This is a genomic window from Polaromonas sp. P1_F4, from assembly GCF_056405675.1.
The window spans coordinates 268466-281364 of the sequence record NZ_JBFUBP010000005.1 but is presented as its reverse complement, the minus strand read 5'-3'; the positions used below and the strand labels follow the sequence as shown (position 1 = coordinate 281364).

At 58.0% G+C, this 12899-nt stretch carries 22 protein-coding genes and 1 tRNA gene; 4 read left to right on the top strand and 19 right to left on the bottom strand.

From position 1 onward, the window contains the following. The first annotated feature begins 2 nt into the window (after positions 1–2). The 4 genes from AC1DYQ_RS13050 to AC1DYQ_RS13035 are packed head-to-tail and all read left to right on the top strand — an operon-like array spanning position 3 to position 3665. Positions 3–1184, top strand: coding sequence for an acyl-CoA dehydrogenase family protein (locus AC1DYQ_RS13050; RefSeq protein ID WP_477687136.1), 1182 nt, complete (start codon positions 3–5; stop codon positions 1182–1184). Further along, positions 1181–2836, top strand: coding sequence for an AMP-binding protein (locus tag AC1DYQ_RS13045; RefSeq protein ID WP_477687135.1), 1656 nt, complete (start codon positions 1181–1183; stop codon positions 2834–2836). The genes AC1DYQ_RS13050 and AC1DYQ_RS13045 overlap by 4 nt, the downstream gene beginning before the upstream one ends. Beyond that, a complete protein-coding gene (locus tag AC1DYQ_RS13040; protein ID WP_477687134.1) occupies positions 2833–3273 on the top strand; it encodes an acyl-CoA thioesterase in 441 nt (146 codons plus the stop codon). Before AC1DYQ_RS13045 ends, AC1DYQ_RS13040 begins: the two co-directional genes overlap by 4 nt. Beyond that, complete coding sequence (locus tag AC1DYQ_RS13035; RefSeq protein WP_477687133.1) at positions 3270–3665, top strand: RidA family protein; 396 nt, start codon at positions 3270–3272, stop codon at positions 3663–3665. Before AC1DYQ_RS13040 ends, AC1DYQ_RS13035 begins: the two co-directional genes overlap by 4 nt. A gap of 143 nt (positions 3666–3808) precedes the next feature. On the opposite strand, the gene AC1DYQ_RS13030 is transcribed toward AC1DYQ_RS13035, so the two are convergent. The 19 genes from AC1DYQ_RS13030 to rplN form a co-directional block, all read right to left on the bottom strand. Continuing rightward, positions 3809–3885: transfer RNA gene (locus tag AC1DYQ_RS13030), tRNA-Met, on the bottom strand. A gap of 18 nt (positions 3886–3903) precedes the next feature. Continuing rightward, positions 3904–4305, bottom strand: coding sequence for a 50S ribosomal protein L17 (gene rplQ / locus AC1DYQ_RS13025; protein WP_122954335.1), 402 nt, complete (start codon positions 4303–4305; stop codon positions 3904–3906). 85 nt (positions 4306–4390) lie between these two features. Next, positions 4391–5380 (bottom strand): DNA-directed RNA polymerase subunit alpha, encoded by a 990-nt coding sequence (locus AC1DYQ_RS13020; protein WP_122954336.1) that lies wholly within the window; start codon positions 5378–5380, stop codon positions 4391–4393. A gap of 95 nt (positions 5381–5475) precedes the next feature. Further along, the gene (rpsD, locus tag AC1DYQ_RS13015; protein WP_348045240.1) at positions 5476–6099 is read right to left on the bottom strand and encodes a 30S ribosomal protein S4; all 624 of its coding nucleotides are present in this window, start codon (positions 6097–6099) and stop codon (positions 5476–5478) included. 131 nt (positions 6100–6230) lie between these two features. Continuing rightward, a complete protein-coding gene (rpsK, locus tag AC1DYQ_RS13010) occupies positions 6231–6635 on the bottom strand; it encodes a 30S ribosomal protein S11 (RefSeq protein WP_007869288.1) in 405 nt (134 codons plus the stop codon). 13 nt (positions 6636–6648) lie between these two features. Continuing rightward, positions 6649–7014 carry a 30S ribosomal protein S13 gene (gene rpsM, locus AC1DYQ_RS13005; RefSeq protein WP_074579313.1) on the bottom strand — a complete coding sequence of 122 codons (366 nt, stop codon included), beginning with the start codon at positions 7012–7014 and terminating at the stop codon, positions 6649–6651. A 24-nt stretch (positions 7015–7038) separates the two neighbouring features. Next, positions 7039–7152: a 50S ribosomal protein L36 gene (rpmJ, locus tag AC1DYQ_RS13000; protein WP_028820150.1), complete on the bottom strand. Its 114-nt coding sequence runs from the start codon at positions 7150–7152 to the stop codon at positions 7039–7041. 29 nt (positions 7153–7181) lie between these two features. After that, on the bottom strand, positions 7182–7400 hold the full coding sequence (gene infA, locus AC1DYQ_RS12995; RefSeq protein WP_007869286.1) for a translation initiation factor IF-1: 219 nt from the start codon (positions 7398–7400) through the stop codon (positions 7182–7184). A gap of 18 nt (positions 7401–7418) precedes the next feature. Continuing rightward, a complete protein-coding gene (secY, locus tag AC1DYQ_RS12990; protein ID WP_477687166.1) occupies positions 7419–8738 on the bottom strand; it encodes a preprotein translocase subunit SecY in 1320 nt (439 codons plus the stop codon). A gap of 19 nt (positions 8739–8757) precedes the next feature. Then, positions 8758–9189, bottom strand: a complete 432-nt coding sequence (gene rplO, locus AC1DYQ_RS12985; protein WP_477687132.1) for a 50S ribosomal protein L15 — start codon at positions 9187–9189, stop codon at positions 8758–8760. Between the two features lie 13 nt (positions 9190–9202). Beyond that, a complete protein-coding gene (gene rpmD, locus AC1DYQ_RS12980; protein WP_122954340.1) occupies positions 9203–9385 on the bottom strand; it encodes a 50S ribosomal protein L30 in 183 nt (60 codons plus the stop codon). A gap of 12 nt (positions 9386–9397) precedes the next feature. Beyond that, the gene (gene rpsE, locus AC1DYQ_RS12975; RefSeq protein ID WP_457281394.1) at positions 9398–9916 is read right to left on the bottom strand and encodes a 30S ribosomal protein S5; all 519 of its coding nucleotides are present in this window, start codon (positions 9914–9916) and stop codon (positions 9398–9400) included. Positions 9917–9933: 17 nt separating this feature from the next. Beyond that, a complete protein-coding gene (rplR, locus tag AC1DYQ_RS12970) occupies positions 9934–10299 on the bottom strand; it encodes a 50S ribosomal protein L18 (RefSeq protein WP_457281395.1) in 366 nt (121 codons plus the stop codon). 11 nt (positions 10300–10310) lie between these two features. Next, complete coding sequence (gene rplF / locus AC1DYQ_RS12965; RefSeq protein WP_457281396.1) at positions 10311–10844, bottom strand: 50S ribosomal protein L6; 534 nt, start codon at positions 10842–10844, stop codon at positions 10311–10313. Between the two features lie 24 nt (positions 10845–10868). After that, entirely contained in the window at positions 10869–11264 is a 396-nt protein-coding gene (gene rpsH / locus AC1DYQ_RS12960; RefSeq protein WP_371436766.1) for a 30S ribosomal protein S8, read from the bottom strand. 18 nt (positions 11265–11282) lie between these two features. Continuing rightward, positions 11283–11588: a 30S ribosomal protein S14 gene (rpsN, locus tag AC1DYQ_RS12955; protein ID WP_188709725.1), complete on the bottom strand. Its 306-nt coding sequence runs from the start codon at positions 11586–11588 to the stop codon at positions 11283–11285. A gap of 8 nt (positions 11589–11596) precedes the next feature. Beyond that, positions 11597–12169, bottom strand: coding sequence for a 50S ribosomal protein L5 (rplE, locus tag AC1DYQ_RS12950; protein ID WP_092130238.1), 573 nt, complete (start codon positions 12167–12169; stop codon positions 11597–11599). Position 12170: 1 nt separating this feature from the next. Continuing rightward, a complete protein-coding gene (gene rplX, locus AC1DYQ_RS12945) occupies positions 12171–12491 on the bottom strand; it encodes a 50S ribosomal protein L24 (RefSeq protein ID WP_477687131.1) in 321 nt (106 codons plus the stop codon). A 9-nt stretch (positions 12492–12500) separates the two neighbouring features. Beyond that, entirely contained in the window at positions 12501–12869 is a 369-nt protein-coding gene (rplN, locus tag AC1DYQ_RS12940; protein WP_007869247.1) for a 50S ribosomal protein L14, read from the bottom strand. Between the last annotated feature and the right edge of the window lie 30 nt (positions 12870–12899).

Genomic DNA, 12899 nt, shown 5'->3' with positions numbered 1-12899 from the left:
GCATGAGATCAACCACCGCCCACCTGGCACTGCCTTTTTTTGACGAGGTTCACCGCGACCTGGCGCAGCGCCTGGCCGACTGGACGCCGGATCAGCACATCGACGAGAGCGACGACCGCAGGGCTTGCAGGGAGTGGGTGAGCCTGCTGGGCGCCAACGGCTGGCTGCGCTACTGCGTGCCGGCGGGAAAGGACGGCGCCCTGGGCGGCGCGCTTGAAAAATTGGATTCCCGCGCACTCGTCATCCTGCGCGAAACGCTGGCTTTTCATTCGCCGCTGGCCGATTTCGCGTTTGCGATGCAAGGGCTGGGCAGCGGCGCGATCACGCTGGCGGGGACGCCGGCACAGCAAGCGGCTTACCTGCCGTTGGTAGCCAACGGGAAGAGGATCGCGGCTTTTGCACTGAGCGAACCCGACGCTGGCTCGGACGCCGGTGCCATGGTGACCTCCGCCACAGACACGGGTGAGGGCTGGGCCTTGAACGGCAGCAAGACCTGGATCAGCAATGGCGGCATCGCGGATTTTTACGTGACCTTCGCCAAGACGGACCCGCTGGCCGGCACGCGCGGCATTACGGCCTTCATCGTCGATGCGGAAAGCAAGGGCCTGGACAGCAGCGAACACATCGCTGTAATGGCGCCACACCCGCTGGCCACGCTGAAGTTCGCGCATTGCAAACTGCCGCGGGAATCGCAGCTGGGCACGCTGCACGGCGGATTCAAGCTGGCGATGCAGACGCTGGACATCTTCCGCGCCTCCGTGGCCGCTGCCGCGCTGGGCATGGCGCGCCGTGCCCTGGCCGAGGCAGTGCATTTCTCGAAGGAACGGAAGATGTTCGGCCAGACGCTGGCCGACTTCCAGCTCACGCAAGCCAAGCTCGGCGAGATGGCGGCGCTGATCGATGCGGCCGCGCTGCTGACCTATCGCGCCGCCTGGATGCGCGACGAAAGCGAACGTCTGGGCAGCGGTGCGCGCATCACTGCCGAAGCGGCCATGGCCAAAATGACGGCCACCGAAAACGCCCAGAAGGTCATCGATATGGCGCTGCAGATGCATGGTGGCCTGGGCGTGAAGGTTGGCACCAAGGTGGAAAGCCTGTACCGCGACATACGCTCATTGCGCATTTACGAAGGCGCGACCGAAGTGCAGCAACTCATCATTGGAAAGGCCGTATTGCAATCATGAGCACCTCCGTCTCCGACTCCATCGAAAGTGTTGCCGCGGTACCGTCCGCACAGACGGACCGCTTTGTACACGACCGTTTGCCGCCGTATGAGCAGCTTCCCCGCATGGTGTACGCACTGCCCGAGCTGTGCATCCCGGCGCAGGCCAACCTGGTGCAGGCCTTGTTCGACAAGGCGTTTCGGGAGGGACACGCAGGCAAGCCGCTGCTGCGTTCGGACAAGATCACTTTGACATACGCCGATGCGCTGGATCGAGTGAACCGCATCGCGCAGGTACTGACGGAAAACTTCAGCCTGAAGCCCGGCAACCGGGTGTTGCTGCGCGGCGGCAACTCGATCGGCATGGCACTGGCCTGGCTGGGCGTGGTGCAGGCCGGGCTGATAGCGGTGGCGACCATGCCGCTGCTGCGCGCAAAGGAGCTGGGCGAGATCATAGAAAAAGCCAGGCCTGCGCTGGCTTTGTGCGATGCCGGCCTGTTGGAGGAATTGCAGATGGCGCAAGCGCAAAGCGATACGCTGCCCATCATCGTGCCCTTCAACCTGATGGACGCACCGGGCTCGCTCGCGGTTCTGTCGGCGCAGAAGGGCGGCGAATTCACGCCCTGCCCGGTAGCCGCCGACGACATCGCCTTGATGGCCTTCACCTCGGGCACCACGGGAAAACCCAAAGCCGCGGTGCACACGCACCGCGACGTGCTGGCGGCCTGCGAGGCCTGGCCGCGCCACGTGCTCAAGGCAAAGCCGGACGACATCGTCATCGGCTCGCCGCCGTTGGCCTTCACCTTCGGCCTGGGCGGCATGCTGATTTTCCCGATGTGGGCCGGCGCTTCGGTTTACTACCCCTCCATCGCCTATACGCCGGAGGCCATGGTCAAGCTGATCAACCAGGTCAGCGCAACGGTCTGCTACACGGCACCGACGTTCTACCGGCAGATGGCTGCTTTCGCCAAACAGCACGGCGTGCCCGGCTTGCGGATGTGCGTGAGTGCCGGCGAGAGCCTGCCTGACGCCACGCGGCAGCTATGGAAGGACGCCACCGGGATTGAAATGATCGACGGCATAGGCGCGACCGAGATGTTCCACATCTTTATCTCCGCAGCCGGCGCCGACGTGCGCCGCGGCGCCATCGGCAAGGTGGTGCCAGGCTACACCGCCAAGGTGGTGGACGACACCGGCGCGGAAGTGCCGCGCGGCGCCATCGGCAAGCTGGCGGTGGTGGGGCCCACGGGCTGCCGCTACCTGGACGATGCGCGCCAGGGCAACTATGTGAAGGACGGCTGGAACTACCCGGGCGACGCCTTCATGCAGGACGCCGACGGTTATTTCTTCTACCAGGCGCGCGCCGACGACATGATCATTACCGCGGGCTACAACGTGGCGGGCCCTGAGGTGGAAGATGCCCTGCTCAAGCACCCTGCCGTGGCTGAATGCGGTGTTGTGGGCTTGCCCGACGACGACCGGGGGATGGTCGTCAAGGCCTTTGTTGTGCTCAAGCCTGACCAGGCAGCAAATGACGCCATGGCAAAGGCCCTGCAAGACCACGTCAAGGCGGCGCTTGCGCCTTTCAAATATCCCCGTCAGATCGAATTCGTTACCAAACTGCCGCGCACCGAAACCGGCAAGCTGCAACGCTTCAAGCTGCGCGAATCATGAAATTTACCGCGCAAAAGCTCGTCAGGTTTCACCATTGCGATCCGGCCGGCATCGTTTTTTACCCGCAGTTTCTCTATCTGCTGCATGAGGTGCAAGAGGATTTCCTGGCGCATATCGGCTTTCCCGAGCATGTTCTGATTGCCGGAGGCACGGGCGTGCCGATTGTGGATTTGAAGGTCGAATTTCTGGGTATGTGCCGCCATGGCGACCCACTGGAAATTACATTGGAACTGACTCGCCTCGGCAACGCCAGCATGGGTATGCACTACGAGATCCACGGCAGCCCAGCCACGCCGGGCGGCGCCGAAGCCATCAAGCTGAAAGCGCATGGCGTGGTGGTCTATTCAGAGCTCCCCAATGGCAAACCCCTGCCGCTTCCCGAACGAATGCGCAGCGCCCTGTTACCTTATTTAAAAACACCCTCAGGAAGCTCATGATCAAGAAACTACAACCGCCCGGCTGGGCCGAGCCCAAAGGTTATGCCAACGGCATCCTTGCACGCGGCGCCCTGCTGTTTGTCGGCGGCCAGATTGGCTGGAATGCGCAGCAACAGTTCGAGAGCGACGATTTCATCGCGCAGACGCGCCAGGCGCTGCTGAACATTGCGGCCGTGCTGAAGGCCGGTGGCGCCGGACCCGAACATATGGTCCGCATGACCTGGTATGTGGTGGATCGTGTCGAGTACGTGGCCAGGCTCAAGGAACTGGGTGTTGTCTACCGCGAAGTCATGGGAAAGAATTTTCCGGCCATGACATGTGTCGAGGTTGCGGCACTGGTTGAAGACCGCGCCCAGGTGGAAATTGAAGTGACGGCGGTTGTGCCGGACTGAGCAACAGCTATACATGCCTGCTGCAAGCAACGACTGCCGGCGACGTCACTGGCAGCAGAATCGCTGAACGCCGATGTAAGCCGGAAAGCAAAACGCCTGCTTGATGCAGGCGTTTTGCTGTTGGCCTCGAGAGGCTAACGTGTTGGTTGCGCGGGCAAGATTTGAACTTACGACCTTTGGGTTATGAGCCCAACGAGCTACCAGGCTGCTCCACCGCGCGGTATGTGTGTATTGTAGCTTACTCTGCCTTGGCCGTGTCAGCTGTAGTGTCTTCTGACACTTCAGGACGGTCCACCAATTCAACCAGTGCCATGGGCGCATTGTCGCCAACGCGGAAGCCCATCTTCAAAATGCGGGTGTAGCCGCCGGGACGTGCCTTGTAGCGTGGGCCGATCTCTGCGAACAGCTTGACGACCATATCACGATCGCGCAGGCGGTCAAATGCCAGGCGTTTGTTGGCCAGAGTAGGCTCTTTGCCGAGGGTGATCATGGGTTCGACCACGCGGCGCAATTCCTTGGCCTTGGGCAGAGTGGTCTTGATGACTTCGTGCTGAAGCAGCGAGTTCATCATGTTGCGCAGCATGGCGAGGCGGTGCTCGCTGGTGCGGTTGAGTTTACGTAATCCGTGTCCGTGGCGCATAGTGTTTCCTTTTTTAAAATCCAGGCAGCCGTATCAGGTACTGCCCGTGCGAGATCCCCTTTCGGGCGGGATCTTGTGGTTCAAATTAACGCTTGTCGAGACCGGCGGGTGGCCAGCTTTCCAGGCGCATACCAAGAGTCAGGCCGCGCGATGCAAGCACTTCCTTGATTTCGTTGAGCGATTTACGGCCCAGGTTCGGCGTCTTCAGCAGTTCATTCTCAGTGCGCTGGATCAGATCGCCGATGTAGTAAATGTTTTCCGCTTTGAGGCAGTTCGCCGAACGAACGGTAAGTTCGAGTTCGTCGACAGGGCGCAGCAGAATCGGATCGAACTGCTGCGAGCTGCGCTGAACGGGTGCGTCAAACGCGGCCAGTTCATTACCTTCGAGCTGTGCGAACACAGCCAGCTGCTCCACCAGGATCTTGGCCGAGGCACGGACAGCATCTTCGGCCGTCACCGCGCCGTTGGTTTCGATTTCCAGCACGAGCTTGTCGAGGTCGGTGCGCTGCTCAACGCGGGCGCTTTCGACGATGTAGCTCACGCGCTTGACGGGCGAGAACGACGCGTCCAGCACGATACGGCCGATCGACTTTGGCGACTCATCGCCATAGCGGCGCTGGTTGCCCGGCACGTAGCCGCGGCCGTTTTCCACCTTGATCTGCATGTCGATCTTGCCGCCGTGCGACAGGTTCACGATCACGTGTTCAGGGTTGATGATTTCCACGTCGTGCGGAGTCTGGATGTCAGCGGCAGTGACTGGGCCTTCGCCGTCTTTACGCAGGCTCAGCGTGACTTCGTCGCGGTTGTGGAGCTTGAACACCACACCCTTGAGGTTCAACAGGATGTTGACGACGTCTTCCTGCACACCGTCGATGGATGAGTATTCGTGCAGGACACCTGCGATGGTGACTTCGGTGGCGGCGTGGCCGACCATGGAAGACAACAGTACGCGGCGCAGCGCGTTGCCCAGCGTATGGCCGTAGCCACGCTCAAACGGCTCCAGAGTCACCTTGGCACGGTTGGCGCCAAGCTGCTCAACATTAATGGTTTTTGGTTTCAACAAATTGGTCTGCATGCAGTCTTCCTCTCAATACCCTCGGTTCGTTACACCGATAAGGCCGGCGAAGCACACCCTGGCGATACGGTGCCCCGTATCGCAGGAACGAAAAATTAGCGTGAGTACAACTCGACGATCAACGATTCGTTGACGTCGGCGGCAAACTCGTCGCGGTCAGGCACCTTCTTGAAGGTGCCTTCGCCCTTGTCGGCGTTCACATCGACCCAGGCGGGCAGGCCAACCTGTTTTGCAAGCTCAAGGGCTTCGGTGATACGGGTCTGTTTCTTCGACTTGTCGCGCACGGCGATGATGTCGCCAGCCTTGACCATGTACGAAGGGATGTTGACAGATCCGCCATTGACCGTGATGGCCTTGTGCGAAACCAGCTGACGCGCTTCAGCACGGGTCGAACCGAAGCCCATGCGGTACACCACGTTGTCCAGGCGGCATTCCAGGATGAACAACAGATTGGCACCGGTGTTGCCCTTGCGACGATCCGCTTCTTCGAAATAACGGCGGAACTGCTTTTCGAGCACGCCATACATGCGCTTGACTTTTTGCTTCTCGCGCAATTGCAAGCCGAAGTCGGAAGTACGGGTACCGGAGGTACGGCCGTGCTGGCCTGGCTTGGAGTCGAATTTGGCCTTGTCGCTGATGGCGCGGCGTGCGCTTTTCAGGAACAGGTCGGTGCCTTCACGGCGGGATAGTTTGGCCTTGGGGCCTAGGTAACGTGCCACTTGAGTGTCCTTTTGTCATCTGCTGCAATAAATTGCAGGAGCCGGAGGTCGTAACCTGCGGCGGTGGGCTTGGTAAAAATGCCTGGTATCTGACGGGCTGAAACAACCGTCGGATGCCTGGGCACGGGGAATTAAATGCGGCGGCGCTTTTGCGGGCGGCAGCCGTTATGCGGAACCGGGGTCACGTCGGCAATCGAATTGATCCGGATGCCGAGTGCGCCCAAAGCGCGAACAGATGATTCACGACCTGGACCAGGACCCTTGATTTCGACGTCAAGATTCTTGATGCCTTGCTCAATGGCGGCACGACCAGCCACTTCGGAAGCGACCTGCGCTGCGAATGGGGTGGATTTGCGCGAGCCCTTGAAACCCTGACCACCGGAAGATGCCCAGGACAAAGCATTGCCCTGGCGATCCGTGATGGTGATGATCGTGTTGTTGAAAGAAGCGTGGACGTGGGCGATACCATCGGCCACGTTCTTGCGAACTTTCTTGCGAACGCGCTGTGCGGCGTTATTGCTTGGTGATTTTGCCATGACGACCTCTCAATTATTTCTTCAAAGCTGCAGCGGCCTTGCGCGGGCCCTTGCGGGTACGGGCATTGGTCCGGGTGCGCTGGCCGCGCATCGGCAAGCCGCGACGGTGGCGGAAACCGCGGTAGCAGCCGATGTCCATCAGGCGCTTGATATTCATCGTGGTTTCACGACGCAAGTCACCTTCGATGGTGAACAGGGCGATCTGCTCACGGATTTTTTCCAGATCGCCATCGGTCAGGTCTTTGACCTTTTTGGCGTAAGCGATGTCACATGCTTCGCAAATTTTGCGAGCGCGTGTGCGACCGATGCCGAAGATAGCAGTCAAGCCGATTTCGGCGTGTTGCTGCGGCGGAATATTGATACCAGCGATACGAGCCATGTTCGTCCTCTAAAACTCTTGAAATCAGCCTTGACGCTGTTTGTGACGCGGATCCGTGCAAATCACACGGACAACGCCCTTGCGACGGATAACTTTGCAGTTACGGCAAATTTTCTTGACCGAAGCTGAAACTCTCATTTCTATTACTCCTAAACTTTCACTCTGTGCTACTTGGCACGGAAAACAATTCGTGCGCGCGATAAATCGTAAGGCGTTAACTCAACCGTTACCTTGTCACCGGGAAGAATGCGGATGTAGTGCATACGCATTTTTCCCGAGATATGTCCCAGTACAACATGTCCATTTTCCAGCTTCACCCTGAAAGTTGCATTGGGGAGGTTTTCTACAACCTCGCCCTGCATCTGGATCACATCGTCTTTAGACATATCCCATCAAATACCCAGTTAACCGCCCAGTGACGTCTTGAAGTTCGCCTTTTTAAGCAACGACTCATACTGTTGCGACATCATGTAGTTCTGCACCTGCGCCATGAAATCCATGGTCACCACGACAATAATCATCAACGACGTACCGCCAAAATAGAACGGCACGTTGTATTTCAAAATCAAAAACTCCGGCAACAGGCACACGAATGTGATGTAAACCGCACCCGCCAGCGTCAAACGCACCAGGATTTTGTCAATGTAGCGGGCCGTCTGATCGCCCGGCCGAATACCCGGAATGAACGCCCCGCTCTTTTTCAGGTTGTCCGCCGTTTCACGGCTGTTGAACACCAGCGCCGTATAGAAGAAGCAGAAAAACACAATCGCACTGGCATACAGCATTACGTAGATTGGCTGGCCCGGCGTCAGCGTGCTGGCGATGTCCTTGAGCCAACGCATGCTTTCACCGGCGCTAAACCAGCCTACAACCGTGGCAGGCAGCAAAATGATCGATGAAGCGAAAATCGGTGGAATCACGCCCGCCATGTTCAACTTCAACGGCAAGTGCGATGACTGTCCGCCGTAAACCTTGTTACCCACCTGTCGCCGCGCATAGTTCACAAGAATCTTGCGCTGCCCACGCTCTACGAACACCACGAAATACGTCACCAGCACAACCACCGCGACGATCACGATGGCTACCAGGATACTCATGGCGCCGGTGCGAACCAATTCGAGCAAACCACCCATGGCATTCGGCAAGCCTGCCGCAATACCGGCAAAAATCRGGATCGAAATGCCGTTACCCAAACCACGCTCGGTAATCTGCTCACCCAACCACATCAGGAACATCGTGCCGGCCGTCAGGCTGAACACTGCCGTCATGCGGAAACCAAAGCCGGGTGCCAACACCAGACCTGGCGAGCTTTCCAGCGCCACGGCAATGCCCATGGACTGGAACAATGCCAAAGCCAGCGTGCCGTAACGTGTGTACTGCGTAATTTTGCGCCGACCGCTTTCGCCTTCTTTTTTCATCTGCTCGAACGTCGGAACGACGTACGTCAGCAGCTGCATGATGATCGATGCCGAGATGTACGGCATGATGCCCAGGGCAAATACCGTAAAGCGCGACAGGGCACCACCAGAAAACATATTGAACAAATTCAATATGCCGCCTTGTTGGCCCTTGAACAACTCCTTGAGCTGGCCAGGATCAATCCCTGGCACCGGGATGTGCGCGCCAATGCGGTACACCACGAGAGCCAGCAGCAAAAACACAAGCCGGTTACGCAAATCACCGTACTTGCCGGTCTTCGCAATTTGAGCTGAGTTGGTTGCCACTGATTTTCCAGTCAGGTATTTAAGCGACAGAGCCGCCGGCGGCTTCAATAATGGCCTTGGCACCCGCCGTGGCGGAGATGCCGTTCAGCTTGACAGCCCTGGACAACTCACCCGACTTGATGACCTTGACATTCTTGGCGAGCTGACCCACCAGGCCAGCAGTCTTCAGCGCCAGCAGATCGACTTCGGCCAGGCCCAGTTGCTCCAGCGCACTCAGGGTAACCTCGGCGTTGAACTTGAGCAGATGCGACTTGAAGCCACGCTTTGGCAAACGGCGCTGCATAGGCATTTGACCGCCTTCGAAGCCGACCTTGTGGTAGCCACCAGCACGTGATTTCTGGCCTTTGTGGCCGCGTCCAGATGTTTTACCCAGACCAGAGCCAATGCCACGACCGACGCGTCGCTTGGCATGTTTGGCGCCTTGGCCAGGCTTGATTCCGTTCAATTCCATTTTGAGTCTCCGCTCAGACAATCTTGACCAGATAGCTGATCTTGTTGATCATGCCGCGCACTGCGGGCGTATCCTGCAATTCGCTGACGCTGTTGACGCCACGGAGGCCCAGACCGCGCACAGTGGCGCGATGCGATTCCTTGGTGCCAATCGGGCTGCGAACCAGCTGGACTTTGACTTTGGTTTCTTTGGTCATTTCAATGCCGCCTTAGCCGAAGATCTCTTCGACCGATTTGCCACGTTTGGCCGCAATTTCAGAAGCGGTCGTGGAATTATTCAGTGCATCCATGGTGGCACGCACCATGTTGTAAGGATTGCTCGAACCATGGCTCTTCGCCACGATGTCGGTAATGCCCATGACTTCGAAAACGGCGCGCATTGGGCCGCCAGCGATGATGCCGGTACCCTTGGGAGCCGGCGCCATCATGACGCTGGCTGCACCGTGATGGCCGAAAACATTGTGGTGGATGGTGCCGTTTTTCAACGAAACCTTGGTCATGTTGCGACGCGCTTCTTCCATCGCTTTTTGCACGGCTGCTGGCACTTCTTTCGACTTGCCTTTGCCCATGCCGACGCGACCATCGCCGTCACCCACGACGGTCAATGCGGCGAAACCGAGGATACGGCCGCCCTTTACGACTTTGGTCACGCGGTTAACCGCGATCATTTTTTCCTTCAGACCATCGTCTGGAGCGTCGTTTTGCTGTTTTGCTTGAAACTTAGCCATACTTAATTCCAGTCTGCTTAGAACTGCAAACCAGCTTCGCGAGCCGCCTCAGCCAGCGCTTTGACGCGGCCGTGGTACGCAAAACCGGCGCGATCAAACGCCACTTTTTCAACACCTGCTGCTTTTGCCTTTTCGGCAATACGCTTGCCAATGGCTTGCGCAGCAGCAACGTTTCCACCTTTACCCGAGGCGCCGATTTCCTTGCGGACTTCCACTTCCGCGGTGGAAGCAGCAGCCAGAACCTTGGTGCCGTCGCCAGAAATAACGCTGGCATAGATGTGCAGATTGGTGCGATTCACGGTAAGACGGGCAACACCTTGCGTGGCAATGCGAATGCGGGTCTGGCGTGAACGACGAAGGCGCTGCTCTTTTTTGGTCAACATGATGCAGCTCCTTATTTCTTCTTGGTTTCTTTGATCGTGATCTTCTCATCCACATAGCGGATGCCCTTGCCCTTGTAAGGCTCGGGAGGACGAACAGCACGAACTTCAGCGGCGATCTGGCCGACGCGCTGGCGGTCGGAACCCTTGATCACCACTTCCGTGGGAGTCGGGGTTGCAACGGTGATACCAGCAGGCATGTCCATGATCACAGGGTGCGAATACCCCACGGTCAGGTTCAGCTTGGCGCCCTGAGCCTGGGCCTTGTAGCCCACGCCGACCAGGCTGAGCTTCTTTTCGAAGCCCTTGGTCACACCAGTCACCATGTTGTTCACGAGCTGACGCATCGTGCCGCTCATGGCATTGGCTTCACGCGAATCATTGGCCGGCACAAAAGTCAGCTTGCCCGCATCATTCTTGATGGTGACAAGCGCGTTCTGCGTCAGCGCCAGGGTGCCGAGAGCACCCTTGACATTGATCTGGTCTGCTTTCATGGCCACGTCCACACCCTGAGGTACGGTCACTGGCATTTTTCCTACACGAGACATTTCAGTTTCTCCTCAATGCCGCCGTTAGGCCACGTAGCAAAGCACTTCACCACCGATACCGGTAGCGCGGGCTTTACGATCGGTCATGACGCCTTGCGGGGTCGTGACAATTGCCACACCAAGGCCATTCATGACCTGGGGGATGGCGCCGTGGCCTTTGTAAACACGAAGGCCTGGGCGGCTGACGCGCTCAATGCGCTCAATCACGGGCTTGCCTGCGTAATACTTCAGGGCGATTTCCAGCTGGGACTTGCCTTCGTCGGTCTTGACGGAGAAGCCATCAATGTAGCCCTCATCCTTCAATACCTGCGCGATGGCAACTTTGACTTTTGACGAAGGCACCAGCACGACGGCTTTTTCAACCATCTGTGCATTGCGGATGCGGGTCAACATGTCGGCAATAGGATCACTCATGCTCATTTTGTGGTTCTCCTATGCTTACCAGCTTGCCTTGGTGATACCAGGGATATCACCAGCAAAAGCCAACTCACGGATCTTGGCGCGAGCCAGACCGAATTGACGGAAAGTACCGCGTGGGCGGCCCGTGATCGCGCAGCGGTTGCGCTGGCGGGTCGGGTTCGCATTGCGGGGCAGTTTCTGCAGCTCGAGGCGAGCCAGCTGACGCTCTTCGTCAGAACGCTTGGCGTCGTTGGACGTCGCCTTGAGTTCAGCGTATTTTTTGGCGAACTTTGCGGCGAGTTTCTCGCGCTTCAGTTCACGTTGCAGTAAAGCTTGTTTTGCCATGTCCCGCCTCAGTTCTTGAACGGAAAACGGAAGGCGGTGAGGAGTGCCTTGCACTCTTCATCGGTCTTTGCCGTTGTGGTGATGCTGATATTCAGGCCGCGCAAGGCGTCAACCTTGTCGTACTCGATCTCAGGGAAAATGATCTGCTCTTTCACGCCGATGTTGTAGTTTCCGCGGCCATCGAAGGCCCGGCCGGAAATACCACGGAAGTCACGCACACGGGGCAGGGCCACGGTAACGAAACGATCGAGGAACTCATACATCTTCACGCCGCGCAAGGTCACCATGCAGCCGATAGGCAGGTCTTCGCGGATCTTGAAACCGGCGATAGCCTTCTTGGCCTTGGTCACGACAGGCTTCTGGCCGGCAATCTTGGTCATGTCGCCAACGGCGTTGTCCATGACCTTCTTGTCGGCAACAGCCTCGCTCACACCCATGTTGAGCGTGATCTTGGTGATACGGGGAACCTGCATGGGCGAGGTGTAGCCGAATTTCTCAATCAGGCCGGGGGCGATTTTTTCGCGGTACTGGGCTTGCAGGCGTGCCTGCGAAGCAGCTTGTACAGGTGCGGTCTTTGCCATGTTATGCAACCTTGATTTCTTCGCCACTGGACTTGAAGACGCGCACTTTTTTGCCGTCTGCCAGGAGCTTGATGCCAACGCGATCCGCCTTGCCGGTAGCGGCATTGAAAATTGCCACGTTCGACTGGTGAATCGGCATGCTTTTTTCGACGATGCCGCCGGTGGTGCCCTTGAGGGGGTTGGGCTTGGTGTGTTTTTTCACCAGGTTGACCCCATCCACCAGCACATAGCTGTCGTCTTTGCGCAGCGAAATCTTGCCGCGCTTGCCTTTGTCGCGACCAGCGATCACGATGATCTCGTCGCCTTTACGGATTTTGTTCATGGCGAGTCCTTACAGAACTTCAGGAGCCAGGGACACGATCTTCATGAACTTTTCAGTGCGCAGTTCGCGCGTCACTGGTCCGAAGATGCGGGTGCCGATTGGCTCCAGCTTGGCATTAAGCAACACTGCTGCGTTGCCGTCGAATTTGACGAGCGAACCATCGCCACGGCGAATGCCCTTGGCGGTGCGAACGACCACAGCGCTGTAAACCTCGCCTTTTTTGACGCGGCCACGCGGAGCGGCTTCTTTGATGCTCACCTTGATGACGTCACCAACGCTGGCGTACCGGCGCTTGGATCCGCCCAGAACCTTGATGCACATCACGGACTTGGCACCCGTGTTGTCAGCAACATCGAGCTTGGATTGCGTTTGAATCATTTAAATGTGTTCCCAACTTGCACCGGAAGG